Genomic DNA, 25,681 nt, shown 5'->3' on the forward strand with positions numbered 1-25,681 from the left:
CATTTTTTGTGATATTGCTATTATATAAAAAAACTTCCTGTAAAAAAACCTAAAACTAAATAAATTTCTGAAAATTTAAAAATTATTTACTTAGAACCTAAAAATTGTATTACAGAAGAACTAGTTTTTTAGCAGCATAAAAAGTAGTTTTTAAAGGATAATTGATTAAAAATAAAAAAAGCTCCATTAAATGAGAGCTTTTTTAGTTAGATCCATGGTATCCAATTTTCTTCAATAAGTGAATTAGGAAATTTTTTTCTTCATTAGATAAATCACTCATTTGCTCATGTAAAAATTCTTCGTGCACAGGAAAGATTTCTTCCATCAGTTTATTTCCACTTTCAGTTATTTCTGCATAAATTACGCGACGATCTGCACTACAAGGATTTCGATAAACTAGACCCTTTTTCTCAAGTTTATCTACAACATAAGTAATACTGCCACTTGCAATTAATATTTTTTCTCCAATATGTTGAAGTGGTTGATTCCCTTTATGATACAAGAGCTCTAGCACTGCAAATTCAGTTGGATTTAAATTAAAACTAGCAATTGATTTGTTTGCAGAATCATTTATCTTTCTATGAGCTCGCGATAATACAATAAATAGCTTTAAAGAAAGCTCTATATCTTTTCTATTTGTCTCTTCCATAATAATACCCCTTCAATTTCTTTTACATAGTTCATTCTATATTATTATTTTACACTTATTAATCAATCTTAAGATTATTTCAATGAAAATGACTTATTTAATTCCGATAGCAATTTTTTTTGGTATGAAATAATTAACTCGTCCAATTCTTGACTGGCCTTTAAGGTCAAATGTTCGTTTAACCCTTTAGTTTCCGCAAAAAATACCATTTCTTCCCTTTTTAATGAAATAGATAATAATAAACGGCTGAGTTGATATTCATTCATTAGACTGATTCCCTTCTACAGGATGTTTTTTAACAAACCTTTTCATTCATAATCGAATTAATTTCTATTATTCATTCTATCTAAATTATTTAAAATAGATACAATATGAAACCTACTAAGCAAAATTACTTAGTAGGTTTATTTATTTTATGAAATAGCTCTTTTTTCTATCGTTCTTACTTATAAATTAGACGACTTTTTATTAAATCCTGCTTAAAATGATTAATTTTGATTTAAGTGAAATTCTATAGACACTTTTTTCTAAGGTTTAGTAAATAGTAGCTATGAACAAATAGTATTGCTCAATTCCTTTAAATACAGTATTCTCTAAAAAATTTTATTTAGCAAAACCGACTAGAAATGATCACTTTTAAAAAATAGTATAATTTTATTATAAAATAAAAAAGCTGAAATGTAATGGAATTTATTTACCACTACTATTTCAGCTTTTTTTGATTGTATTTAGTTGCCTGCTTTTAATCTATGACCTTGAATCATCATTAGTTTTACTTTATAACTTATTAAAAATTCAATTCCTTCTAGCCACTTCTTCGTTTCTAGTGGACTTCTTCCCCAAACAGTGATCCCGTGATTTCTAACAAGAACAGCCCCAAAATCCTTTGTTAAAAATGGAGTGTATGCACGTTTAAAAGTTTCCATGTCTTGCGCATTCTCAATGATTGGAATTGTTATTTTATTTTCAAAATAAGAACTTGTTAAAATATGAATCATTTCATTATTTTCAAGTTCTACCTGCCCCTCATCACCAAATAATTCAGAAATAACATTATTATCTACAGTATGTACATGGAGCACACAACTAGCAGATGTTTTTTCGTAAATATTTGCATGAACCAATGTTTCAAGTGATGGCTTTAATACCGTATCAAATACTGGTTCACCAAGATTATTAACTACTATAAATTCTTCATCACAGCGTGCTCTCTTATCCTTCTCATCAGCTGTTACAAGAAATAATAATGGATCGTCTGAAATTTTCATAGACAAGTTTCCACTCGTACCATAAAACCAATCTCTTTTAGCCAAATCACATTTAATATTCGCAAGTTTTTTCCATTGTTCTAAAAATAAACTCATATTTACACCTCCACTTATTTAGACTATCTATTTGGACACCGTTAAAAATTCAAACTATTCATACTATTTAATAAAATTATGTCATGTGTCGGTCTTCATTGTCAATAGTTCTAAGTAAATGAACAATCATCAATTTTCTACAACTTTTATCCATTTTTGATAGTAATTAATGATTTATTACTTTTTTTACATCCTGATTTGACAGTACTCCTATTTTATTACACAAATAAGTGAAAAATAAAACTTTCTTACTCATTTTGTTTATCCTTTCTTTCCCTAGGGAAACTTTTTTGTATTTAGTAAATCATATGTCTTTTTTATAAAAATGTGAAGAAAATCTACTATAAAATCTGGCAAGTTTCAGTTAGAGGAAATCACTTTAGGAGGGACTAAAATACCCTAATAAATAAGTAATTTGATATTTGGATTGCTTCTTTTCTTCCTTCATTTTCTATTTCGCTTTTGAAAATTTAGTAATCTCATTATTTTATGATAAAATAAATCGATAATAATTTAGAACGAGGTATATAAATGAACATTGTTTTAGCAACATTAAATGCAAAATATATCCATACTAATTTGGGTATTCGATACATTAAAGCGTATGCTCAGCCTGAATATGATATAGAGCTTGCAGAATATACAATTAAAGACCCAAGTCTTAACATCATCACAGACTTATATAAACGCAAGCCAAAAATACTTGGCTTTAGCTGCTATATTTGGAATATCGAACAAACAATTGAAGTTATTCGTATGTATAAAAAAATAGATCCTTCAGTTATTATTTTTGTTGGCGGGCCAGAAGTAAGCTATGATGTGAATTATTGGTTAGATCGCGTAAAGGAAATTGACATCATTACGATTGGTGAAGGAGAAATTACTGTTAAGAAATTAATTAATGCTATTGAAAACGGGAATGATTTCACTACCATAAATGGCATTGGTTATCGAGATGAAGGAAAAAATATCATTAAACCACAGACCGAAAAATTAGATTTAACAACTATTCCATCGCCTTATCGCTTTAAAGAAGATTTACCATTTCTAAGTAAAAGAATTCAATATATCGAAACAAGCCGAGGTTGCCCATTTAATTGCCAGTTTTGTTTATCTTCTATTGAAGTTGGGGTTCGATATTTTAATCGAGAGGTTATCAAAGATGATATTCGTTACCTTATGGCAAACGGAGCGAAGGTGTTTAAATTCGTAGACAGAACTTTTAACATAAGTCGTAGTTATGCAATGGATATGTTCCAATTTTTAATCGACGAACATGTTGAAGGAACAGTATTCCAATTTGAAATTACTGGTGATATTATGCGACCAGAAGTCATCGAATTTTTAAATCAAAATGCTCCTAAAGGCTTATTCCGATTTGAAATAGGTGTTCAATCTACAAATGATGCTACAAACGAACTAGTTATGAGAAGACAAAACTTTGAAAAGCTTTGCAGAACTGTCACTCTTGTACGAGATGGCGAAAAAATAGATCAACATTTAGATTTAATTGCTGGTTTACCTGAAGAGGATTACAATTCATTTCGTCAAACATTCAATGACGTTTTTGCTTTAAGGCCAGAAGAACTGCAACTAGGGTTCTTAAAAATGCTAAGAGGCACTGGAGTACGTTTAAGAGCGCATGAACATGAATACGTATATATGGATTATGCTCCGTATGAAATTTTAAGTAATAATGTACTATCATTCGATGATATTGTAAAAATTAAGCAAGTTGAAGACGTACTCGAAAAATATTGGAATGACCATCGAACAAATAGTACAATTGAATATTTAATTAAAAATGAGTTTGAAAGTCCATTTGATTTCTTCCAACTATTTGGTTCATATTGGGAAGAAAGAGGTTGGTCAAGAATCGGCCACCAGCTTGAAGATTTATTTAAGCGTCTAAATGAGTTTTTAACTCAATACCAAATTAAAAACGATACGATCGTTAAAGATATTATGAAAATTGATTATTACTTAAATCATAAATATAAACCGCGTAAACCTTGGTGGGACGAAGTAACAAATCATGATTTTGCGAAGGATATTTATAAACGAATTATCGAAAATCCTGAATATTTAGGTTCAGATTTTATTTCACTTAATTTAAATGAAAAAGAAATTTATAAGCACACATTGATTGAATCACTTTCATTTAATATCCAACATTTCTTACTAACTGGAGAATATAGAACTGGTAATTATGCGATGCTAGTTTATTTCTCACCTAAAACATTATCGCCTTCATTTTTTACAATTGAAGTATAAGTACAAGAGGACAATATTCATTTTGGATATTGTCCTTTTTCATACTCTTGAAAAACAACCTTATTTATTAAATTATCAAATTTTCGTAAAAGGAGTTTAGTGAGGTTGATTTCCACTTACTACTCTATTGCACCCCTCTGAAAAGGACAATATTTTTTAATATAGTCCTTTTGTATTGAATTTACTAAATAGCAAATAATAATTTGTAAGTAGAGGTGATATATAATGAAGAGAAAAAATGAGAAAACTGAAATCGATTCACCGGTAATGAATGATACTTTACCTCATATTTCAAATTTTCCTTCTTTTAAAGGGACAGACATTAAAATGGAAGAACCTTTTGTAAATTCAAAGGGTGTAGTAATTGGAGATAGTAAGTATAGCTCTCCTAACTCTCCAATAAATAATTGGTCTGACGATGTTGATCCATCAGTTATGGCAGGCGACGAATGGGTTCATCCAACAAATGATATTGGTTGGGCAAGTGCAGAAAACACAGACCTATTAGAATCAAAAAAACGAGAACAACCTGCTAAACAATTTATGCATCCACAGCACGAAACGAAAGACTGATTATGTGCAAGATCTAGGGGATAGGAAGAAAGTATCATTTCTTCTATCCCCTATTTCGTCCTTAAAAAAGTGCGATATTAATATCGCCCTTTTTTTGGACTAGTAGCATATGTAATTGCGCTCTGTGGTGTGTGAAGTGGACTAAAATCTCTAATAACCATTCGAATTTAGAATATTGTAGACCCCAATATGAAGTAGTTTTTTCAACTAAATCATTTTCTTTCATATTAAAATAGACTTCCTTTAATTCATGAAAGTTTTTTTGTAATAATCTTTTCATATCAACTAGTGATTTACATTCAACCTCGGTATAGTAATTTACCATCATTTCTTGACTAACGCCTCTCATAATTTCCATATCTGCACCAATAAGCTCACACAGATGCTGAACTAACTCCCCGATCGATTTCTTATCTTCTACTGGTCGAAATTTTAAATCTTCCTCATTAATTAAATCAATCATTTCTAAAACACTCTTTACACATAAACTCAATTGATGAATCACATTTTCTATATACATAAGTTGGGTGGGAAAAGAATGGCGGAATTTTTTTGAATCGGAATTTTTAAGTTCTCGATCAATCCCTCAATAATTTCTACCTTTTTCCCTTTTCCTCCTTTCCTGCTTGGCCTCTACCTTATTTTATCCGTCATATGACCCTTTCCTACTGAATAGACTTGTACAATAGAGGAGGGAAAATAATGAGAACATTGGCTTGGCATGAAACCTTAGAATTACATGAAATTGTTGCTACAACTACCTACTATTTATATAAGCTTAAAACAAATATAAAAAATATAACAGATTCAGGATTAAAGGAATTATATAAAACTTCTATTACATTATTTGAAAATAACTTACGGGATTTACTAAAATTTATGAGCAATATTACGATTGGGGAAAGGGATGCAGAAAGCGATAAATTAGCAAGCGAAATGAGTGCAGAAGATTTATTATCAGCAACAAAAGTATTAACAAAAATGTATGCGCATGCACTTACAGAAACCGCTACTCTTGACTTAAGTAATTTATTTATTAAGCAACTAGTGTCGGTGAACAATTTGCATGTTCAAATTTTTAGCTATTTATCAAAACAAGGTCAATATTCCGTATTTAATATTAATAAGTTAATCGAAAACGATGCTAAAAAAGCTATGGATGTCATAAATATGTCGTATTAAAAAATGGACGTAATAGAACGTCCATTTTTTAATCTTTGTTGAAGTTTTTATTAGATAAGTCGGTGACCTTTTCAGCTGCTATGTGATGATATCTTTTCGTATTTTCAACTAATTTTATCAAATTTAGATAAGTTTGCTTAGCCCCTAATACGAGTAATGGAACCCCAATAAAATCGATATGTAAAAATCTTGATGTAAAACCACCTAAAGTCATAGCTAATGGTACTGTTGGCGATGTACTTGATAAAATAATTTTATCTTCTTCATTTAATAAGATTTTTCCTAAACCTTCGATCGCTGTCGGCACATTTTTGGTATATCTTTTTGCTACTGTATACACTTGGTCCCCATTTTCGTCTTCACCGTGATAAAATAGTTTTCCACCATCTTTTGGTTTTAGTTTATTAAATAAGTAAGTATTCTTTACTTCTTCCGTTGTCGGCTGGCGATCAAGTGGTAATTGCTTTAAATGATAAGCAGCAGCCAAAGGTGAAGAATGTGTACCTCCAAAACAGTAATAAATATAATATTTCATCTATCTCATCCTCAAATTTTTATATTAATACGTATGTAAATGTAATTGTTTTGAATCCCATTCTGCAAAGCATACTTGTTTAAGTGATAAATTTGACTCAGAAAGTTTTTTATGAACCCACTTTTCATCTTTTTTCAACGAGTTAAGAGCCCTTTTAATTATTTTTCCATCACTAATTACAACCACAGGTAAAAATTCCTTCTCCATTTGAATTTTTAAATCCTGTTTAGTAGGCGTGTCGAAATTTGATTTCTTCAAGACACTAATCGTACCGTCATTTTCTAAAATAGCATATGCAACTTCACTGACTGCAAAAGTATCCTTTGCTCTTAGTAATTGCATCAATTGGTCAGTGTCCAACCGATTTCTTTTTAATTCTTTCCATTGAATTGCTCCGTGTTTAATAACAACTGAAGCATCACCTTCTAAGAACTTTCTAGCCCACAGTGATTTTTGTGTCAAGACCTCAGTTACAAATATTAATGCACCCCAAACAAAAATACTAAAAAGAATTTTTGGTAGATTTGCTTCTTTATCATATATTCCATCTCCTAGGATATTTCCTAACACTAGTGACGAAATTAAATCAAATGGTGTTATTTGCGTAATTTGTGTTTTCCCATTAATTTTAACGACAATAAAAAGAGCTATATAACCTAAAAACAACTCAGTAAACATTTCATGGTAACTCATGTAATACACTCCTATATTTTTATTACCTATTAAATTTTCTTACTACTTTACTCTTTTTATACATAAAATTGGTAATTGATTAACATTCTAATTAAAATTTAATGATCCATATAAATATGTGCGTCTGGATGAAACCCGACAGTAACTAGATCTTTTAATATTTTAGCTAATATATAACTATAAACCGTTCCATTGCCGCCATAGGCCATTAAAAAAAGGCAATTAGGATATTCAGCGTATTGTCTAATCATTGGTAAGCCTGAATGAGTTCCTCCAAATGTACCTGTCCAATAATATTCTGGATTAGCATCTTTATAATGAGGAAATAAATCTATTAAATTTTTTATAAGCTGTTCTTTTTTATGAAATAACATAGATTCACGTTTTTCTGGTATTATTGTAGGTTCGTCAAGTCCTCCAACAATTATTCTCCCATCAACTGTAGTCCGAAGATATAAATATGGTCTTGCCGTCTCCCAAATTAAACAATTTTCATACCATGCATTGTTTTTCTCAACTAGAGGTTGAGTTGCAATCGCAAATGTCGAAGTTAAAACTGCATTTTTCTCACTTTTTACCTCTAATGATTCATAACCTCCAGCAAAAATAACTTTTTTTGCTCGAACAGTATGTTTATTTTTAGTAAATAGTTGTACCCCTTCATCTGTACCGATGATCCGTGTTACCTCTGTATCCGAATACACCTTTAATCCTCGTTTCAGAGCATATAAAAGTAAGCCGTGTGCGCATTTATATGGATTTACTTCAGCGTCATCCCCTGTGAAAAGTGCAACTTCCTTTGTAAAATTAAACTTTTCTTCAATTTGCGATTTTGTATATCGTTCAACATTAAAACCATTTTCTTTTAATGTTTTATATTCCAAATCAATCATTTCTTTACCATCTAAATTACTAGCATAGTATAAACTTTTTCTTTTTATAAAATCTGGATTAATTTCAATTGTTTTTGACATTTCCTCAATGCCTTTAATTGCCTCTACACATAATTGATAATGACGAACAGCTTTTTCTTTTCCATATGAATTAATAAATGAATTTAAAGATTTGTCATTTGTATACTGTAAGAGCCCCGTATTTGCACTAGTACTTCCCTGTACAACTTTTTTTCGCTTATCTAATAAAATGACCTTAGCACCCGTTTGACTTAAGAAATATGCACATAAACTTCCTGATTCACCACCGCCAACTATTACAAAATCACAATCTAAATCTTCATCGAGTGGCTTTATATTTTCGAGTTCGGAATGAGAATCAGTGTAAGTCGTTGGCCAATATAAGGCTCCGCTAATACTTTTCACGTCTTCTATTCTCCTTTCTTCAGATCATATTTAAGGTAGTTTTTGTCAGTTGAATAAAAAAAATCCCACCTTTTTATAAGTGAGATTTTTTAACATAATATTTAATGTGAATGGATTTCTAGAAATTTACTGAAATTATGATCTTTCAGCTAACCATTTACCAATTGTAGGATATGTCGTTTTTAATGAAACAGCTCCAAACATGATTGATACATGGCCCGATGGAATCGAAACATACTGCTTATCTACGCTAGAAATATGCTCATTTAATGCTTCAACTTGGCAAGGCATCGCAATATGGTCTTTAGTAGCAGAAATATTTAAAACATTAGCTTTAATGTTAGATACATCTACTTTTCTTCCTCTAATTTCTAAGTCACCGCTTAATAATTTATTTTGTTGGTAAAACTCTCTAATCCATTGGCGATATGCTTCACCTGGGAATGGAATACCATCTGTAACCCATTTTTGCATTAACTGCCATGATTTAATAAACTTTGTATTATCAGAACGATCCAATAATGTTACATAAGGTCCAACAAAATTAGTAACTGGTTTTAACATTTTGTTACCAAAATCGATCATCTCAGGAGGTATATTCCCTAATGTATCAACAGCTTTATCAAGTGCAAAGTATTTTTCATTTAAAAATGCACCATATAAACCTGTATCTGAAAAATCAAATGGACTAGTTACAAAAATTAAGTTTTTAATTGGTGCATTTTCATAAAGTGATGCGTAAATACTTGTTAAAGTACCACCCATACAATATCCTAACATCGATAATTCTTTTGCACCTGAAAAACGAAGTACCTTATTTACCGCTTTTGCAATATAGTCGTGAATAATATCATCAAATTTCAAATGACGATCTTCATGGCCAAAAGTTCCCCAATCTAATAAATAAACATCAAATCCTTCATTAACAAGATACTCAACAAAAGAGTTCCCCTTTGTTAAATCAAGAATATACGGTTTATTAATTAAAGCATAGATAAGAAGGATTGGAGTCTTTTTTACCTTTTTTGTAGTTGGAATATAATGATATAATTTACTTTTATTTTTCGTCCATATCACTTCTTTAGGAGATTGACCTACTAAAGGTTCTCCCTCTTTTATAAGAATATCTGCAGTTTTCTTCAATCTTTTGTATGATTCTTTTAATCCGCTCGGAAGCGATTCCGTAGCTTCTTCTAACATTTGTGAATTAAACACACATTTCCCCCCTTTTGATCTTAAAAAAGGTAATCTATAAGTAAGACTTAAACGTAAAGTCCGCCATTTACATTAATCTGTTGACCAGTAATGTACTCTCCACCTTCACATAAGTAAATAACAGCTTTAGCAATCTCTTCAACTGTACCAAATCTTCTTTTTGGTATTCTTGATTTAATTTGCTCTTGTACATTTTCCGGAATTTCTCTTACCATGTCAGTTTCAATAAATCCTGGACATACAGAATTTACTGTAACGTTTGTTTTTGCTAATTCAAGTGCTAATGATTTAGTAAATCCAATCATACCAGCTTTTGCAGCAGAATAGTTTGTTTGGCCGAATCCACCTGCCTGACCAATAACTGATGAAATATTAATGATACGAGCGTTATCAGATTCAAGTAAGTATGGTAAAGCAGAATTACAAGTGTTATAAACACTGCTTAAATTTACATCAATAACCTCATGCCAATCTTCTGCACTTAGTTTTTTGAAACTACGGTCTCTAGTAATACCAGCATTATTAACAATAATGTCTAATCGGCCAAAATGCTCAACCGTACGATCAATTAATGCTTTCGCTTGATCTAAATCAGCAACATTAGCTTGCACTGCTAACGCTTCATAACCATTTTCAAAAAGTTCATCTACAACTGCTTTTGCGTGTGCTTCACTATTATTATAATTGATTACAACTTTTGCGCCTTTTTCTGCTAAAGCAAATGCTATACCTTTTCCTATCCCTTTTGCTCCACCTGTTACGATCGCTACACGATTTACTAAATCCATTATCATTTCTCCTTTTTTAACTAATTATTGTTTTGTTGGTTGTTTAGTAGTTAATTGTTGTAAAAGTTGTTCAATATTAGCCATCGAAGACTTTAGTTGTTCAATGCTTTCCATTGAGGACTTTAATTCACTAACTTGTTGATGAATTGATTTGGTTTCAGCTTTCAATTTTGAAAGATCTCGTTTAACTGTCACAATGTCTAACTCTTTTTTTAATGCTGCTACATCTAACTCGGGTTGGGAATCTAAATATAATTGATCTTCTAATGTATCTACTTTCGATTCTAAATTAATCACTAAGCTAGCTACATTTGCGATATCTTCTTTAGAAGCAATATTTGAAGCCTCTAAGAAAGTTTTTGATTGATCATTCAACATCTTTTTACAGAATAGATTAAAATCTATTACAGAACCCATCCACTCGGAAAATTCTTCTTTCTGAACATATTCGTTCATCATTTTTCCAAAGTATTTTTCATTTACATCATACATTTGCTTCCACATTTTTAATGGATCTGAATAATTTTGCTCTGACATGTTAATCCCCCTCACTACTTTTAAGTATAGAAAACAAGCTAACGACAAAACAATCCAATGTTTTCGCGATATTTCTACATTCCTTGTCGAAATTTGTTTTTTAATATTCATTATATTTAAAATACATTGACAATAAATTTAACTAAGTGTAAATTACACCTAAGGGATGATGATTCCATTACTACGATATAGGGGGGAACATTACTTTATGACAACAAATGAAAAGGAAACAAGTAAAAAAAGTAAACACGAAACTTCTGAATCGATTACATTGCCTAAAAACTTCTTAGTTCCCTTTCTACTTCTTAGCCTTAAGCAATGGAATATGCATGGCTATAAATTAATGCAAGTATTATTTGATTTAGGTTTTACTACGCTTGATTCAAGTAATGTTTATCGAATTCTAAGACAACTTGAAAAAGAAAGTTATATTAAATCTAGTTGGGAATATGGAATGGAAGGTCCGGCAAAGCGAATTTACTCAATTACAGATGCTGGAGAGGAATATCTAAAAACTTGTCATAATTCATTTACTCAATATAATCAGATGCTCCAAACATTTTTTTCGATTTACACAAATTCATTCTTTCCATTTAGCAACTCTGATCAAAGTTTTAAAGATGATTGAAATTGCAGTAATGCATTCAATAATAAATTTTTTTGGAGGAAACACTAATGACTGAAAAAACAATCGAATTACAAACTGAACTTGCAGCTGAGAATTTTCAAAAAATGCTTCAATATTTGTTAGATAATCAATTACAAATTCAACAATGGACAGAGTCTTTATTTCAAGAACAAGCAAAACAATGGAAAACTTTAAACGAGCAAGTTCAAGTACAACAACAAGAGTCTTACGAGCAGTTCCAAGAAATGATTAAGTTATTAAACGAAATTAAGCCTACAATTAATCAAGAAACTTATGAAAAAACTTGGAAAAAATTAGTTGATCAGTTTGCTCCATTTCAATCTATATGGACAAATATGAATCAAAGCCCATATCAACCATTTTTTCAAGCTATGAGTACATTTTCAAATCAACAACAACAATTTTTTCAACAATTTTTTAAACAACCATTAAATAACACACCTTACACTGCTTGGACGAACATGTACCAACAGTTCCAAAAAACACAAGAAGATTGGTTTAAAAACTTACAAGAATTCTCATTTACAAAACTATAATCGATATAGCTTAAACAATTTTCTTGATTAGCTAGACATTTCATCAAGGAGAGGATGAAACAAAATGAATGTTTTCGAAAGTGCAAGACATGTACAGGAAGTTCATTTTGACTCCATTTCAGTTGGTGACGAAGCTACTCTTCAAGTTAAAATTACTGCAGAGTTAATTGAACAATTTGCTGCAATTTCAACAGATGTAAATCCAATTCACTTATTAGATGATTTTGCTAAAGAAAGCATCTTTAAGGAAAGAATTGCACATGGCATGTTGATTTGCAGCTTTATTTCCTCAGTATTAGGTACAAAACTACCCGGCAAAAACACCATTTACCTATCTCAAGAAGTATTTTTCAAAGCACCAGTAAAAATTAATGACACAATTAAAGTAATCGTCAGTGTTGTACGTAAAAGAGATGAAAAGAAATTATTAACGCTCCAAACGAATGTATATAATCAAGAAAATGTACTCGTCGTTGAAGGATCAGCGTTGGTTAAAAAGTTAACATAACCCTAATATGACTGTATTTACCAAGCATGATAAAACCCTAAATGTAAAAAATAGAATTGTAAGCTATTACTTACAGAAAGGGAGATAATCATGACAAGAACAAATAAATTATTAGTTCCAGGTGTAGAACAAGCACTTGATCAATTTAAATACGAAATCGCTAACGAATTCGGTGTAACTTTAGGATCCGATACAACTGCACGTTCAAACGGATCAGTTGGTGGCGAAATCACTAAACGTTTAATTGCTCAAGCGCAAAGTCATTTAAAGGGTCAATAATTAAAGAAAAACAAACTATATAAAATGGCTTAATATTGGGGGAGATTTGATTCTTCCCTTTTTATTTTTAATTTTTTTTGGAAGAAAATAGCAATTTTTATCTTAACTAGTTGTATAGACAAGTTAAAACTTTTAAGTTATTATTGAAAGCGTAATCATTATAAAAATTTTCGGAGGGAAAATAATATGCTTAGTTTCTTACAACGTATTGGTAAAGCATTAATGTTACCAATCGCTGTCCTTCCAGCTGCAGGACTTTTACTGCGCTTTGGACAACCTGATCTACTAGACATACCGTTTATGGCGGCTGCTGGTAATGCAATTTTCTCTAATCTTCCATTAATCTTTGCAATTGGTGTTGCAATCGGTATTTCAAAGGATGGAAATGGAGCCGCCGGTCTTGCAGGTGCAATCGGTTACTTCGTATTAACTGCAGGAACAACAACGATAAATAAAGATATTAATATGGCTGCACTTGGAGGTATTATTACAGGGGTTGTAGCTGGTCTTCTTTACAACCGTTTCAGTGGAATTAAATTACCTGAATGGTTAGGATTCTTTAGTGGACGACGATTCGTTCCAATTATAACGTCAGCTACTATGCTTGTATTAGCAGGAATATTTGGTTATGTATGGCCAACAATTCAAGATGCAATTAACTCAGTTGGTAACTGGATCATTGATATCGGTCCAATCGGAGCTGCAGTATTCGGTTTCTTAAACCGTATTTTAATCCCACTTGGATTACATCACGTATTAAATACAATTTTCTGGTTCAACTTAGGTGACTTCACTGATGCTGCTGGTAAATTAGTTCACGGTGACTTAAACAGATTCTTCGCTGGTGACAAATCTGCTGGTGCATTTATGACTGGTTTCTTCCCTATTATGATGTTTGGTCTTCCAGCTGCTGCATTTGCAATGATCGCTGCTGCAAAACCAGAAAGACGTAAAACTGTTGCAGGTATGTTTATTGGTCTAGCTTTAACATCTTTCTTAACAGGTATTACTGAACCAATCGAATTTGCATTCATGTTCATTGCTCCAGTACTATATACGTTCCATGCAATCTTAACAGGTTTATCAATGGGTATCGTAAATGCTTTAGGAATTAAAGATGGCTTTACATTCTCAGCTGGTTTCATGGACTACATTCTGAACTACAATATTGCAACTAAACCTATTCTTTTACTCCTAATCGGTTTAATCTTTGGTGTAATTTACTTTGTAGTGTTCTACTTCGCAATTAAGAAATTTAACATTAAAACACCAGGTCGTGAAGACGAAGAAGTTGAAACTGATGAAGTAACAACTGAAATTGGTGATTCTTTATACCTACAAGCTCTAGGTGGAAAAGAAAACTTAACAAATATTGATAACTGTACAACTCGTTTACGCTTACAAGTAAAAGATGCTTCTAAAGTAAATGAAGCACTTCTTAAAAAAGCTGGTGCTCGTGGAGTTATTAAATTAGACGATAAAAACGTACAAGTAGTTGTAGGTACAAACGTAGAGTTTGTTGCTGAAGACTTGAAGAAAGAAGTTAAATAATTGATTTTGATTTTAAAAGCTTGTCCATATGGGCAAGCTTTTTTCTTGCTTATTTTGCTGATTAAGGGATTTATGAGTTGGTCAAAAAGCTAAAATTGAAGGATATATACTTATGAGGGGTTCATGAGGAACTGGATGAGCTAAATCATGAATTATACTTCCTCATAAGCGGTTCATGAGGAACTAAATAAGCTAAATCATGAATTATACTTCCTCATAAGCGGTTCATGAGGAACTAAATAAACTAAATCATGAATTATACTTTCTCATAAGCAGTTCATGAGGAACTAAATAAGCTACATGAGGAACTTGATAGGCTAAAACTTGAGTTTACCTTCTATAAATAGTGAAAAAGATCAAAATACCTGTATTATATTGAAGCGAACCTTACATTAAATGTATATTTCTTTAATAAAATAAACAATGGGATTTAATTTACATAAAGTAGGTGGCTAGAATGGAAAGAACATACTTTATTACTGGATTTCCTGGATTTATTTCGAAGCATCTACTCCTCAAAATTCTTGATAATGAAATGTCTTTTCAAAAAATTTATTTACTCGTTCTTCCTAATACTGAAAAACAATGCCGAGACTTCTTATTTACATTAGATCAAAAGTATCCAGATTACACTCTTTTAAAAATAGAACTTTTAAGTGGCGATATCACCAAGAAAAACTTTGGGCTCAGCCTAAAATACCTTAATGTACTTTTTAATGATCTAACGGACTTATTTCATTTGGCTGCTATTTATGACCTTGCAGTCCCTAAAAAAATTGCATATGAAGTAAATGTGAAAGGAACAATAAACGTAAATGAATTTGCACTTAAACTGAAATCTTTAAAGCGTTACACCTATTTTAGTACTAGCTATGTCTCGGGTACTCGTGAAGGAAGAATTTATGAACATGAGTTAGAGATGGGACAAACATTTAAAAACTTTTATGAAGAAACCAAGTATTATGCTGAAATAGAAGTTGAGAAGCTAAAAACACAACTTCCGATCACCATCATAAGACCTGGAATTGTAGTTGGTCATTCAGAAACTGGTGAGACAAGTAAATTTGATGGACCTTATTTCATTTTAAATTTCTTCACAAAACTTCGCTATTTACCAATACCACAAATCGGTAAAGACAACGCTTATTGCAATTTCATTCCCATTGACTATTTAATTAATGCTGTTTACTATTTGAGTCATGCAGAAATCGGAGTTAACAAAACTTATCAAATTACAGATCCCTCTCTTTACCCTGTACAAGATGTATATAAAGATTTTCTTTCCTATTATTTAAACAAAACTACCGTGGGCATTATGCCAATTAAATTTATTAGTCCTCTTCTATCAATTCCATTCATTAGACGATTACTTAAAGTTGAAAAAGAAGTTTTATCTTATTTTAATTGTAAATCCGAGTATGATTGTATGAATACCTTAACTGATCTACAAGATACAAGTATTAAATGTCCGGACTTTAAAGATATACTTCCTGTTATTGCAAATTATTATAAAGTGCATAAGACAGTGATAGAGAAGCATGTATTAATTAAGTAAACCGGGTTATGCAATTTCGCTTCTATATATATGAAGGAAAAGTTTAAGGACACTAATTTAATTAGTGTCCTTTTTTTAATAAATAGTTCTATGTAATTATAGTGTTTTGTTTCTTTCCTTCTATTATTAATGATTTATTTCATATTCCATTTTAAAAACGCCAAGTATGTGCAATAAACTTCTTTATATGGTCTAATCCATTTTCTTTCCTAAATCGTAGCTTATAATCTAGAGATATTTGTTGAAATTGTTGTTGTTTACATTCTTTTAATCATTCCTCAAAGAGTCTTGCCAATATAAAACCGTTTGGAACTGGCCAGTATCATCAATAAATAATTTCAAATTATTCACCCTCAATACGTTCATTACAGAATGATTACAATCGTAACTGGATAACAACAAAACTGGATTTTTCTTCCTGTATTATAACGTGAAAATATGACGTTTTCTTAACTTCAAACTTTTTTAATGGAAATTTTAAGCAAAAATTTATGTTACTCATTTAATATTATTCTAGTAAAATAGTTGTCATAACAACGATTTATTTTGTTTCTGTACTAAAACAGTACTACCAAAAAAATCCTCAAATTTTGCTCCCCATTATTTCCCATAATTATGTCATGCGTTTTCATGCTAAAGTATTACTTGTACAGCGAGACAATAACCAAACAAATGGAGGAATAAGACATGAAAAAAGTAATCTCATTATCAACATTGGCTGCTACTCTACTAGTGGGTGCTCCTGTAACTGCAGTACACGCGGATACAATTAATAAGGATACAAAACCATATACTCAAAAAGTTGATTTAAATAATGTATTATTTAGCTACTTTAATCTACCAAGCTTAAACACTACTAACGGTAAAGTAGATTTAACTAAATTTGGTATTGATATGACTAAGCTTCAAGATGCAATTAAACAACAATTAGAAGCTCAATTAAAACAAGGTAATGGTTCAAATACAACTACTACAAAACCAACAGTACCAACAACGCCAGCTAAACCATCAACACCATCAACAAAACCGACGGTACCAACTACACCAGCTAAACCAACAACGCCGACAACACCAGCTAAACCATCAACACCGTCAACAGAAACACCATCAAATTCAGCATCATTATCAGCTTATGAATCAAAAGTAGTTGATTTAACAAATGCTGAACGTACTAAAGCTGGTTTAAAACCATTTACTGTAAATGCAACATTATCTAAAACAGCACGTTTAAAATCACAAGATATGACTGACAAAAATTACTTTGATCACACTTCACCGACTTATGGATCACCATTTGATATGATGAAACAATTCGGAATCACTTATAGCTATGCAGCAGAAAACATTGCTAAAGGTCAAAAAACACCTGAAGAAGTAGTTACTGCTTGGATGAACAGTGCTGGTCACCGTGCAAATATCTTAAATCCTAACTTAACTCAAATTGGTGTTGGTTATGATTCAAGATCAAATGCTTGGACTCAACAATTTATCGGTAAATAATAAATAAAATTGTATAAAGCTGTATTATAAGTAGTCCGTTTATGCGGACTACTTTTTTATTATATGAAAATAATATTGGTTTATTCAAACATTACGTACTAACCTTCTTTGCAAACTTTCCATCAAAGAAGAATCAATCTCTTCAATTGCAGAGTTATTTTTTCGAACCCCAGAACCAAAATGAATTTCTTCTACATTCGTAAATCGGGTGAAGTCTGATACATTTTCAATGGATAATCCGCTTCCTGCTAAAATTTTTATATTCGATTTTTTTGTCAGTTCAATCATATTTTTTATTGTTTCTTTCCCATCAATTGCACTAGCAACACCTCCAGATGTTAATACATGCGTAATCTCAGGGTATTGTTTTAATGTATCAATAGCTTTTAGCAAATCATTTGATTCATCTATTGCTCTATGAAACGTAAAGTTCATATCTTTTACTCGAGCTGTTACTTTTTTTAAAAGATCTTCATCAATTGTATTCTCCTTTGTCAAGGCTCCAAAAACGATACCAGCTGCTCCGAGCTCATTACATACATCAATATCGCTTAAGATTACTTCTTGATCATACTGATCATATATAAATGAACGACTATGTGGTCGAATCATTACATGCACTGGAATTGAGACACTTTGAACAACCTGTTTAATTGTCGCGTAACTTGGTGTCAATCCTCCCTCTTTTATTCCAGTAACTAATTCGATGCGATTTGCCCCAAAGCTTTCTGCATCTAGTGCATCTTTTACGTTTGTGGCAATGACTTCTAATAACATTTCATTCATCTCACTTTTCGTTAAGTATTTGTTTTATGTCCGACGGGTATGGGATATCAATCGATAAATTTTCTTTCGTAAAAGGATGCGTAAATTGTACATTACTAGCGTGTAATCCTTGACGATTCAATAATTTTTGTTTCCCACCATACAATAGATCTCCAATTAATGGATGACCTAAAAAACTTAAATGAACTCGGATTTGATGTGTTCGACCAGTATCTAACTGACATTCTAATATTGTTACGTTCAACTTTGATATATATCTTATTTTTTTATAATGTGTAATTGCTTTATCGCCTTTTGGTGAAACCCTTCTTCTGGTAGGATGATGTCGATCCCTTCCAATCGCTTCATTTATTGTACCTTTTGGTGATTTAACATTCCCTTCAACTATAGCTGTATAGGTACGTTTTATTTTACGTTGACTTAACATCGAATCTAGAATTGAACTACTTAATGCGTGTTTAGCAAATACGACTCCACCGGTAGTGTCTTTATCGAGACGGTGTATATGGCGTACTTTTGTTTTCAATCCATTTTCTTGAAAATGAAATGCTACCCCATTTGCTAATGTATTTAACTGTCCTTTTTCATTCGTATGTGTGTCGACTCCAAATGGTTTATTAGCAATAAGTAAATGTTCGTCTTCGTAGCAGATCTCAATAGATTGTTCCTGTGGAATTACACCAAAATCCTCTTCTATGTACAATTGCATTTCAACTTGGTCACCACTCAATAGGATTGTATTCCAAGGTTTAATTTCTCCGTTAATCCTACAACCTTTTGCCATCCTTAATTCATGTAGCAACTTCTTTGGAAACTGCCACACATTTTTTAAATATGACTCCACTGTTTGATTATTATGCTCAACACCTATTATTACCTTAAACCATGGATTTTGTTGCTTTAACTCCATCATTAATCACCACTTTCAATATGACTATTATATCAAAATATAATTAGTCAAAAAAGAAGCACCTGTTAAGGTGCTCCTTAATGAAAAATTTAAATTCATTAACATCCTTTGAAAGCATTCAGATAAACTTCTTCTAATTCTTTTACTAGAGGTAGTTTTGGATTTGCAGTAGTACATTGATCTTCGAAAGCACGATCAGCTAAATATGAAACTTTTTCTAAAAATTCTTTTTCAGTAACTCCTTGTGCTTCGATACTCATATTTATATTTAATTCCTTAGATAATTTAATAACTGCTGTAATTAAACTTTCAACGCCTTCTTCAATAGTTGAAGCTGGAAGACCTAGGAAACGAGCAATTTCAGCATATCGTTCATCTGCAATGAAATGCTTATATTTTGGGAATGCTGTAAACTTAGTTGGTTTTTTAGCATTGTATCTTATTACATGTGGCATTAAGATTGCATTCGCTCTACCATGAGGGATATGGAATTCCGCTCCAATTTTATGCGCTAAACTGTGGTTAATTCCTAAGAACGCATTTGCAAATGCCATACCTGCTATTGCTGAAGCATTATGCATTTTTTCACGTGCTTCAAAATCGTTTCCATCTTTGTATGCTATAGGTAAATATTTAAACACTAATTTTATAGCTTGTAATGCTAATCCATCTGTATAATCATTAGCTAAAACACTTACATAAGCCTCAATTGCATGAGTTAATACATCCATACCAGTATCTGCTGTAATACTTTTAGGAACAGTTGATACGAACTGAGGGTCAATAATTGCAACATCAGGCGTTAATTCATAATCAGCTAAAGGATATTTAATATTGTTAGCTTTATCAGTAATTACAGCAAAAGGTGTAACCTCTGAACCAGTACCAGAAGTAGTTGGTATTGCAACAAACTGAGCTTTACGACCTAATTTAGGGTATTTATAAGCTCTTTTTCGAATATCTAAGAATTTTTGTTTAGGTCCGTCTAAAGTAGTTTCTGGGTATTCAAAGAACATCCACATACCCTTGGCTGCGTCCATTGCTGATCCACCGCCAAAAGCGATAATAGTATCCGGTTCAAATGATAACATTCTATCTGCACCCTTCAATACAGTAACATCTGAAGGATCTGGTTCTACATCTGAAAAGATTTCAATTTGAATATTTTCTTGTCTTTTTTCTAAATAATATTTAATCACGTCAACATAACCTAATTTAACCATTGCCTCATCTGTTACAATAAATACTTTTTTAACCTTTGGCATTTTTTCTAAATACTGAGTTGAATATTTTTCAAAATAAATTTTTGGTGGCAGTTTGACCCATTGCATATTCATATTTCTTCTTCCTAATTTTTTAATATTTAATAAGTGTACAGTTGTCACATTAGTCGAAACAGAGTTTTTACCGTGCGATCCACAGCCTAATGTAAGAGAAGGAATAAATGCGTTATATAAATCCCCAATTCCACCATGTGCTGAAGGAGCATTTGCAATAACACGACATGCTTTCATTCTTAGTCCAAATTCTTTTTGAATTTCTTCATTATTACTATGAATAACTGCCGAATGGCCTAATCCTCCTAGCTGTAACATTTCTTCACAACGTTTAAACCCTTCTTCTTTTCCATCTACTTTAATTGCAGCTAAAACTGGACTTAGTTTTTCTCTTGTTAAAGGTTCATTTGCACCAACGGCTTCACATTCAACGATAAGAATTTTTGTATCTACTGGTACATTTACTCCAGCTATTGTTGCAATTTCATATGCAGACTTACCAACAATGTCACCATTTACAGCACATGTAGCTTCATTTATGACAAGCTTTTCTAATTTCTGTTTATCTTCTTTTGTAGCATAATAACAATTATTTGCTTTTAACTCTGCTTTCACTTCTTCATAAACTTCTTTATCTACAATAACTGCTTGTTCAGAAGCACAAATCATTCCATTATCAAATGTTTTTGAAAGAATAAGATCATTCACTGCACTCTTAATTTCAGCAGATTTCTCAATATAACATGGTACATTACCAGGTCCAACCCCTAAAGCAGGTTTTCCTGTACTATAAGCTGATTTAACCATTCCAGCACCACCTGTTGCTAAAACAAGTGCTACTCCTTCATGATTCATTAAACACTTTGTTGCTTCAATAGAAGGGACTTCAATCCATTGTACACAGTTTTCAGGTGCTCCAGCTTTTATTGCCGCATCACGAACGATTCTTGCTGCTTCTTTACTACATTTTTGTGCGGAAGGATGAAAAGCGAAAATAATTGGATTTCTTGTTTTAATCGCAATGATTGCTTTAAATAATGTTGTTGATGTAGGATTAGTTGTTGGAGTGACACCTGCAATTACCCCAACAGGTTCAGCAATTTCTGTTATTCCAGTTTGTATATCTTCACTTATTATCCCAACCGTTTTATTATCTTTTATTGAATTCCATATATATTCTGTCGCAAATATATTTTTAATAATTTTATCCTCATATATCCCACGCCCTGTTTCCTCAACTGCCATTTTTGCAAGTGGCATATGTTGATCCAAACCAGCTAACACCATCGAATGTACAATTTCGTTGATTTGATCTTGATTAAAGCTTTCAAATTCTTTTAATGCTTTTTGTCCTTTTACGACTAAGTCATTTACCATTTTAGAAGCGTTACTAATTTCATTTACAATTTTTTCTTGAACAGCCATTTGGCTCTCCTCCTCTGATGTTGGAGATTAATCAGCCTATTTAAGGTTCATTAATTCCCATTTATCATTTATACTTGTGAAACATTTCACAATATTGTTTACAAATATAATATATATCCTTTTTATTAAAATTGCTATGTCTAATTTGTGAAATATTTTACATTTTTTCAGCGAAACATGTTCCTCTTCTACCTATTCCTTTCCTTACTTCTAACTTTTTGTAGATTTTTGTTAATTCTTTTCTTTTTTCAAATAATTTCGCATATGATAAAATTAAGAATAAGTTCTCATAGAACTTATTTTTCACCTGTTAGATTTTTCTAACAAAACTGGTAAAAAGGACGTGTAACCATGATTGCTCGAAGGAGCATTTGGCAACGTAAAGACTTATCCTACACTTAGCAGTTTTAATTTAGAGAACCAAAAGAACTCTAAAATAAAACTGAAGGTAGGCGAAACTATGGTTGACAGGCGATTATGTTATTTCTTCAATGATATATAGCTATGTAGTTAGAAAGCCAAAAAACTAACTACGAGCTCTATATGTACGTAGTTAGTTTATAAGCTGCACTTTTAACTACTAACTACGAAAAGAGGAAATAACAATGAGTAACAATCGTTTGGGTGAGACCTTAATGATTTTAATTGGTTCATTTATTTTAGCCACTACACTGTATCATTTTCATTATCAAAATAATTTAGCTGAAGGTGGATTTATTGGTATTGCTTTATTAGTAAAGAACGCACTAAATATATCACCTTCAATTACAACTTTGCTACTCGATATTCCAATTATCTTGATCGCTGGTTTGTATTTAGGTAGAAAATTATTAATTAATACTACCATCGGAGCCATCTCGTTTTCTGTTTTTTATTCTATAATAGAAAAAACAACTTCCAATATTACATTTAATTTTGGAAATCATCTTTGGATACCCGCTATTTTAGGTGGAATTTTCGCTGGACTTGGTTTAGGGTTAATTCTAAGAAGTGGTGGTGCAACAGGTGGAGATGATTTAATAACAATAATAATGAGCAAAAAATCAAAAATATCGATCGGTAAAGTATATTTTATTTTTGATGCTGTCATTCTTCTTTGTTCACTATCCTACCTATCATGGAATGAAGTAGGATATACAATTCTTTCTGTTGCAATCTGTGCGAAAGTAACAGAATTGGTCTATGAAAGTAAATTTCAAAAAAAATCTGTTACAATTAAAACTAATGAAAAAAGATTACATGCTTAATGCATGTAATCTTTTTTACGTTGTAAATTAGAGTTTCAAATAATTTGAATTCAGACTAATTGAAAGCGGTTATCAACAGTCTGAACCTTAATGCATGTAATCTTTTTTTGATTCAGAAAAATCGGTGAGCTCATTTAGAACATTTTCGGCAGCTAAATCGTAAAGACAATCTTTAAAAAGTATTGCCAGTCTTCGATAATCATTATATTTATCTAATAGCTCGTCCACAGATGAGGCTTCACCCATATTTGTTTTCTTTACTTCTTCTTGCTTTTTAGCAAACTTAATTGTAAATGTACCTAGTTTTTCAAACATTGAACCGTAGAATTCATCAAAGTTCGATACGCTTACTAATTCTTCTTCTTCAGCGTCAACTTGAAGACCATCAAATTCTCGTAAGAGTTCGTATATAATGCTACTGTACTCATCATTTAAATAAATACTTTTTTCGATCCTGTACCCGATCACTCGATAGAAATGACCATCGTTCTTTACAAATTGAACAGTATCATTTATTTTAAACTTAAAATACTTAAACATTGAACTTCACCCCTACCAATGTCTCTTTTATCATACTATTTACAAAACACTATAGATACTATACAGCCAAAACTTTACAAATTTAAAAATCTTGGCTAATTTCCCTGCATTCTTGAAAATGATTTAAAATATTGGTAACCTATACGTACAATACCCACTTTATTAACAACTTTAAATCATAATTTAGGAGGTGGGCTGCCTTGTTAACCGAAAACGACAAACTTCTTCTAGATGATTTAACAAGCTTAATGATTCGAGTTCGAAAAAACTGGCAAAAAACTGATGAGGAAGTAAAAAACTCCTTAACTCCACCAAAATATTTGCTTTTATATTTAATATATAAAAATCAAAAACTTACTGCTTCTGAACTTGGAAGACAAATTGGATTATCATCAGGTTCTATTACGACAGCTGTGAATAAATTGGTTAATAATCACTTAATTTCTCGAAAAAGAGATAGCCGGGATCGAAGAGTTACATGGCTTGAATTAACCGATGAAGGAAAACGTTTGATTGAAGAAAACTTCAATTTCCGTCAAGAATTGTGGCTAAATTTATTCGAAAATCTTTCACATAGTGAAAGAGATCAATTTCGTTTTTTATTAAACAAATTAATCTCAAACTAAAAAGGTTATCTCTAAGGAGATAACCTTTTTAGTTTGAAATATTATTTGCCAGTTTTTAATTCTGTCCAATACTTATCATATAATTCTGTTTGGTCCCCAACGTCCTTAATCCAGTTGGTTGCATCAGTTTGTTCTTTTGTTACATTAATAAACGGATTTTGTTTATACTCCGTTGAATGATATGGTCCTGATTTACTATTTGGATCAGCATAACCAATAGCCTCATAATTTTGTGCACTTACTTTTGGGTCATATAGATAGTTAATAAACTTTTCAGCTAGATCTTTTTGTTTTGCATCTTTTGGTATTGCTAATGTATCTGCCCATCTTGATGATCCTTCTTTTGGTATAACCCATTTAATATCTTTAAGCTCTTTTTGAATATATGCAGCATCTCCGGACCATACTTGACCAATCCATGCATCTTCTGTAATAAACTTTTGTTTCACCGTATCTGTGTCGAATGCTAATAAGTTAGGTGTTAATGTTTTTAAATTGTTATAAGCTTTTAGCAATTCGTCTTCATTTGTTGAACTATTTGAATAACCATTTTTAATTAATCCCATTCCAAATACTTCTCTATTGTCATCAAGTAAAGTTACATGACCTTTGTATTTTGGGTTCCATAGATCATTCCAGCTATCTATATTTTCTTTTACATATTTTGGATTATAGGCAATCCCCGTTAATCCCCCAGTATAAACAACTGAATAGTCACCTTTTGGATCAAACTCTTGATTTGTATATTCTGATGAAATATTATTTAAATTTGGCATTTTACTTTTATCCAATTTAGCCAACATATTTTGATGAATCATTAATTTAACCATATAATCTGAAGGCTGGATTACATCATAGTTCGAACCACCAGCTTTTAGTTTTGCATACAACTCTTCATTACTTGCAAAAACTTGATAATTAATTTTAACATCATATTTCTTTTCAAATGATTCTAAAACCTTCTCGTCAAAATTATCTGCCCAGCTATAAATATTTAATTCTTTTTTTCCAACTGAACAAGCAGATAAAAGTAAACTTACTAAGCCTAAAGAAACCATTATTGCAGCAGTTTTTCTAAATATACTCATAATGTCTACTGACTACCTCCTTAAAATTTGGAAAATAAATCCAGTATGCCTTAGTTGAATTCTAATCCAAAGATT

26 protein-coding genes and 1 pseudogene are annotated in these 25,681 nt (G+C 31.4%); 12 read left to right on the forward strand and 15 right to left on the reverse strand.

The features are described 5' to 3' along the window. Window positions 1-202: 202 nt before the first annotated feature. The 3 genes from CN946_RS15390 to mtnB form a co-directional block, all read right to left on the reverse strand. Window positions 203-649, reverse strand: a complete 447-nt coding sequence (locus CN946_RS15390; protein WP_056474121.1) for a MarR family winged helix-turn-helix transcriptional regulator — start codon at window positions 647-649, stop codon at window positions 203-205. Window positions 650-723: 74 nt separating this feature from the next. Further along, entirely contained in the window at window positions 724-915 is a 192-nt protein-coding gene (locus CN946_RS15395; protein WP_025671755.1) for an aspartyl-phosphate phosphatase Spo0E family protein, read from the reverse strand. A 462-nt stretch (window positions 916-1,377) separates the two neighbouring features. Continuing rightward, the gene (mtnB, locus tag CN946_RS15400; protein WP_098861941.1) at window positions 1,378-2,013 is read right to left on the reverse strand and encodes a methylthioribulose 1-phosphate dehydratase; all 636 of its coding nucleotides are present in this window, start codon (window positions 2,011-2,013) and stop codon (window positions 1,378-1,380) included. Window positions 2,014-2,544: 531 nt separating this feature from the next. Between mtnB and CN946_RS15405 the strand changes: the two genes are divergently transcribed. Together CN946_RS15405 and CN946_RS15410 are read left to right on the forward strand one after the other, a co-directional pair. Continuing rightward, complete coding sequence (locus CN946_RS15405; RefSeq protein WP_098861942.1) at window positions 2,545-4,287, forward strand: B12-binding domain-containing radical SAM protein; 1,743 nt, start codon at window positions 2,545-2,547, stop codon at window positions 4,285-4,287. A 225-nt stretch (window positions 4,288-4,512) separates the two neighbouring features. Further along, the gene (locus CN946_RS15410) at window positions 4,513-4,860 is read left to right on the forward strand and encodes a DUF3905 domain-containing protein (protein WP_098429914.1); all 348 of its coding nucleotides are present in this window, start codon (window positions 4,513-4,515) and stop codon (window positions 4,858-4,860) included. 61 nt (window positions 4,861-4,921) lie between these two features. Here the strand turns inward: CN946_RS15410 and CN946_RS15415 are convergent, their stop codons facing one another. Further along, on the reverse strand, window positions 4,922-5,323 hold the full coding sequence (locus CN946_RS15415; RefSeq protein WP_098861943.1) for a DinB family protein: 402 nt from the start codon (window positions 5,321-5,323) through the stop codon (window positions 4,922-4,924). A gap of 239 nt (window positions 5,324-5,562) precedes the next feature. On the opposite strand from CN946_RS15415, the gene CN946_RS15420 reads away from it, so the two are divergent. Continuing rightward, complete coding sequence (locus tag CN946_RS15420) at window positions 5,563-6,042, forward strand: spore coat protein (RefSeq protein WP_098861944.1); 480 nt, start codon at window positions 5,563-5,565, stop codon at window positions 6,040-6,042. A gap of 28 nt (window positions 6,043-6,070) precedes the next feature. On the opposite strand, the gene CN946_RS15425 is transcribed toward CN946_RS15420, so the two are convergent. The 6 genes from CN946_RS15425 to CN946_RS15450 form a co-directional block, all read right to left on the reverse strand. Continuing rightward, entirely contained in the window at window positions 6,071-6,577 is a 507-nt protein-coding gene (locus CN946_RS15425; RefSeq protein WP_098861945.1) for a DUF3189 family protein, read from the reverse strand. 24 nt (window positions 6,578-6,601) lie between these two features. Next, window positions 6,602-7,270, reverse strand: coding sequence for a DUF421 domain-containing protein (locus CN946_RS15430; RefSeq protein ID WP_098861946.1), 669 nt, complete (start codon window positions 7,268-7,270; stop codon window positions 6,602-6,604). Between the two features lie 98 nt (window positions 7,271-7,368). After that, the gene (locus CN946_RS15435) at window positions 7,369-8,589 is read right to left on the reverse strand and encodes an NAD(P)/FAD-dependent oxidoreductase (protein ID WP_176547337.1); all 1,221 of its coding nucleotides are present in this window, start codon (window positions 8,587-8,589) and stop codon (window positions 7,369-7,371) included. 135 nt (window positions 8,590-8,724) lie between these two features. Further along, a complete protein-coding gene (phaC, locus tag CN946_RS15440; RefSeq protein WP_098862064.1) occupies window positions 8,725-9,789 on the reverse strand; it encodes a class III poly(R)-hydroxyalkanoic acid synthase subunit PhaC in 1,065 nt (354 codons plus the stop codon). Window positions 9,790-9,851: 62 nt separating this feature from the next. Then, a complete protein-coding gene (locus CN946_RS15445; RefSeq protein WP_098862065.1) occupies window positions 9,852-10,595 on the reverse strand; it encodes a 3-oxoacyl-ACP reductase in 744 nt (247 codons plus the stop codon). A gap of 21 nt (window positions 10,596-10,616) precedes the next feature. Continuing rightward, a complete protein-coding gene (locus CN946_RS15450; protein ID WP_098861948.1) occupies window positions 10,617-11,129 on the reverse strand; it encodes a polyhydroxyalkanoic acid synthase subunit PhaR in 513 nt (170 codons plus the stop codon). A 208-nt stretch (window positions 11,130-11,337) separates the two neighbouring features. Here CN946_RS15450 and phaQ point away from each other — a divergent pair, with 208 nt between their 5' ends. The 7 genes from phaQ (at window position 11,338) to CN946_RS24105 (ending at window position 17,707) form a co-directional block, all read left to right on the forward strand. Further along, window positions 11,338-11,757 carry a poly-beta-hydroxybutyrate-responsive repressor gene (phaQ, locus tag CN946_RS15455; protein ID WP_098861949.1) on the forward strand — a complete coding sequence of 140 codons (420 nt, stop codon included), beginning with the start codon at window positions 11,338-11,340 and terminating at the stop codon, window positions 11,755-11,757. Window positions 11,758-11,804: 47 nt separating this feature from the next. Beyond that, window positions 11,805-12,314, forward strand: coding sequence for a hypothetical protein (locus CN946_RS15460; protein ID WP_098861950.1), 510 nt, complete (start codon window positions 11,805-11,807; stop codon window positions 12,312-12,314). A 64-nt stretch (window positions 12,315-12,378) separates the two neighbouring features. Continuing rightward, complete coding sequence (locus CN946_RS15465; protein WP_098861951.1) at window positions 12,379-12,822, forward strand: MaoC family dehydratase; 444 nt, start codon at window positions 12,379-12,381, stop codon at window positions 12,820-12,822. A gap of 90 nt (window positions 12,823-12,912) precedes the next feature. After that, on the forward strand, window positions 12,913-13,101 hold the full coding sequence (locus CN946_RS15470) for an alpha/beta-type small acid-soluble spore protein (RefSeq protein ID WP_056474082.1): 189 nt from the start codon (window positions 12,913-12,915) through the stop codon (window positions 13,099-13,101). 186 nt (window positions 13,102-13,287) lie between these two features. Then, the gene (nagE, locus tag CN946_RS15475; RefSeq protein ID WP_098861952.1) at window positions 13,288-14,652 is read left to right on the forward strand and encodes an N-acetylglucosamine-specific PTS transporter subunit IIBC; all 1,365 of its coding nucleotides are present in this window, start codon (window positions 13,288-13,290) and stop codon (window positions 14,650-14,652) included. A 457-nt stretch (window positions 14,653-15,109) separates the two neighbouring features. Then, window positions 15,110-16,207: an SDR family oxidoreductase gene (locus tag CN946_RS15480; RefSeq protein WP_098861953.1), complete on the forward strand. Its 1,098-nt coding sequence runs from the start codon at window positions 15,110-15,112 to the stop codon at window positions 16,205-16,207. 687 nt (window positions 16,208-16,894) lie between these two features. Beyond that, window positions 16,895-17,707 (forward strand): CAP domain-containing protein, encoded by an 813-nt coding sequence (locus CN946_RS24105; protein WP_483295396.1) that lies wholly within the window; start codon window positions 16,895-16,897, stop codon window positions 17,705-17,707. An 84-nt stretch (window positions 17,708-17,791) separates the two neighbouring features. Here CN946_RS24105 and CN946_RS15490 read toward each other — a convergent pair whose 3' ends face one another. The 3 genes from CN946_RS15490 to adhE all read right to left on the reverse strand — a co-directional run bounded on the left by CN946_RS15490 (window position 17,792) and on the right by adhE (window position 22,105). Further along, window positions 17,792-18,484 carry a copper homeostasis protein CutC gene (locus tag CN946_RS15490; RefSeq protein ID WP_098861954.1) on the reverse strand — a complete coding sequence of 231 codons (693 nt, stop codon included), beginning with the start codon at window positions 18,482-18,484 and terminating at the stop codon, window positions 17,792-17,794. Window positions 18,485-18,494: 10 nt separating this feature from the next. Further along, on the reverse strand, window positions 18,495-19,403 hold the full coding sequence (locus tag CN946_RS15495; RefSeq protein WP_098862067.1) for an RluA family pseudouridine synthase: 909 nt from the start codon (window positions 19,401-19,403) through the stop codon (window positions 18,495-18,497). A gap of 98 nt (window positions 19,404-19,501) precedes the next feature. Continuing rightward, window positions 19,502-22,105, reverse strand: a complete 2,604-nt coding sequence (adhE, locus tag CN946_RS15500) for a bifunctional acetaldehyde-CoA/alcohol dehydrogenase (RefSeq protein WP_098861955.1) — start codon at window positions 22,103-22,105, stop codon at window positions 19,502-19,504. Between the two features lie 635 nt (window positions 22,106-22,740). Between adhE and CN946_RS15505 the strand changes: the two genes are divergently transcribed. Then, on the forward strand, window positions 22,741-23,352 hold the full coding sequence (locus tag CN946_RS15505) for a YitT family protein (RefSeq protein WP_098862068.1): 612 nt from the start codon (window positions 22,741-22,743) through the stop codon (window positions 23,350-23,352). A gap of 341 nt (window positions 23,353-23,693) precedes the next feature. Here the strand turns inward: CN946_RS15505 and CN946_RS24110 are convergent. Continuing rightward, window positions 23,694-23,892: pseudogene (locus tag CN946_RS24110) on the reverse strand (histidinol dehydrogenase); the annotation flags it as partial. A gap of 200 nt (window positions 23,893-24,092) precedes the next feature. Here CN946_RS24110 and CN946_RS15515 point away from each other — a divergent pair. Beyond that, window positions 24,093-24,518 carry a MarR family winged helix-turn-helix transcriptional regulator gene (locus CN946_RS15515; RefSeq protein ID WP_098861957.1) on the forward strand — a complete coding sequence of 142 codons (426 nt, stop codon included), beginning with the start codon at window positions 24,093-24,095 and terminating at the stop codon, window positions 24,516-24,518. A gap of 41 nt (window positions 24,519-24,559) precedes the next feature. Here CN946_RS15515 and CN946_RS15520 read toward each other — a convergent pair whose 3' ends face one another. Next, a complete protein-coding gene (locus tag CN946_RS15520; protein WP_098861958.1) occupies window positions 24,560-25,606 on the reverse strand; it encodes a polyamine ABC transporter substrate-binding protein in 1,047 nt (348 codons plus the stop codon). Between the last annotated feature and the right edge of the window lie 75 nt (window positions 25,607-25,681).

It is taken from the genome of Bacillus sp. AFS053548 (assembly GCF_002575105.1).
Classification (GTDB): domain Bacteria; phylum Bacillota; class Bacilli; order Bacillales; family Bacillaceae_G; genus Gottfriedia.

Bases quoted from the DNA above. Each gene is read 5' to 3' on its own strand.
- CN946_RS15495 (WP_098862067.1), bottom strand. From the start codon at position 19,403: ATGGAGTTAAAGCAACAAAATCCATGGTTTAAGGTAATAATAGGTGTT.
- CN946_RS15480 (WP_098861953.1), top strand. From the start codon at position 15,110: ATGGAAAGAACATACTTTATTACTGGATTTCCTGGATTTATTTCGAAG.
- adhE (WP_098861955.1), bottom strand. From the start codon at position 22,105: ATGGCTGTTCAAGAAAAAATTGTAAATGAAATTAGTAACGCTTCTAAA.
- CN946_RS15505 (WP_098862068.1), top strand. From the start codon at position 22,741: ATGATTTTAATTGGTTCATTTATTTTAGCCACTACACTGTATCATTTT.
- CN946_RS15430 (WP_098861946.1), bottom strand. From the start codon at position 7,270: ATGAGTTACCATGAAATGTTTACTGAGTTGTTTTTAGGTTATATAGCT.
- CN946_RS15520 (WP_098861958.1), bottom strand. From the start codon at position 25,606: ATGAGTATATTTAGAAAAACTGCTGCAATAATGGTTTCTTTAGGCTTA.
- CN946_RS15420 (WP_098861944.1), top strand. From the start codon at position 5,563: ATGAGAACATTGGCTTGGCATGAAACCTTAGAATTACATGAAATTGTT.
- CN946_RS15390 (WP_056474121.1), bottom strand. From the start codon at position 649: ATGGAAGAGACAAATAGAAAAGATATAGAGCTTTCTTTAAAGCTATTT.
- CN946_RS15470 (WP_056474082.1), top strand. From the start codon at position 12,913: ATGACAAGAACAAATAAATTATTAGTTCCAGGTGTAGAACAAGCACTT.
- mtnB (WP_098861941.1), bottom strand. From the start codon at position 2,013: ATGAGTTTATTTTTAGAACAATGGAAAAAACTTGCGAATATTAAATGT.
- CN946_RS15465 (WP_098861951.1), top strand. From the start codon at position 12,379: ATGAATGTTTTCGAAAGTGCAAGACATGTACAGGAAGTTCATTTTGAC.
- CN946_RS15450 (WP_098861948.1), bottom strand. From the start codon at position 11,129: ATGTCAGAGCAAAATTATTCAGATCCATTAAAAATGTGGAAGCAAATG.
- CN946_RS15415 (WP_098861943.1), bottom strand. From the start codon at position 5,323: ATGATTGATTTAATTAATGAGGAAGATTTAAAATTTCGACCAGTAGAA.
- phaQ (WP_098861949.1), top strand. From the start codon at position 11,338: ATGACAACAAATGAAAAGGAAACAAGTAAAAAAAGTAAACACGAAACT.
- nagE (WP_098861952.1), top strand. From the start codon at position 13,288: ATGCTTAGTTTCTTACAACGTATTGGTAAAGCATTAATGTTACCAATC.
- CN946_RS24105 (WP_483295396.1), top strand. From the start codon at position 16,895: ATGAAAAAAGTAATCTCATTATCAACATTGGCTGCTACTCTACTAGTG.
- CN946_RS15410 (WP_098429914.1), top strand. From the start codon at position 4,513: ATGAAGAGAAAAAATGAGAAAACTGAAATCGATTCACCGGTAATGAAT.
- CN946_RS15395 (WP_025671755.1), bottom strand. From the start codon at position 915: ATGAATGAATATCAACTCAGCCGTTTATTATTATCTATTTCATTAAAA.
- CN946_RS15425 (WP_098861945.1), bottom strand. From the start codon at position 6,577: ATGAAATATTATATTTATTACTGTTTTGGAGGTACACATTCTTCACCT.
- CN946_RS15405 (WP_098861942.1), top strand. From the start codon at position 2,545: ATGAACATTGTTTTAGCAACATTAAATGCAAAATATATCCATACTAAT.
- phaC (WP_098862064.1), bottom strand. From the start codon at position 9,789: ATGTTAGAAGAAGCTACGGAATCGCTTCCGAGCGGATTAAAAGAATCA.
- CN946_RS15490 (WP_098861954.1), bottom strand. From the start codon at position 18,484: ATGTTATTAGAAGTCATTGCCACAAACGTAAAAGATGCACTAGATGCA.
- CN946_RS15460 (WP_098861950.1), top strand. From the start codon at position 11,805: ATGACTGAAAAAACAATCGAATTACAAACTGAACTTGCAGCTGAGAAT.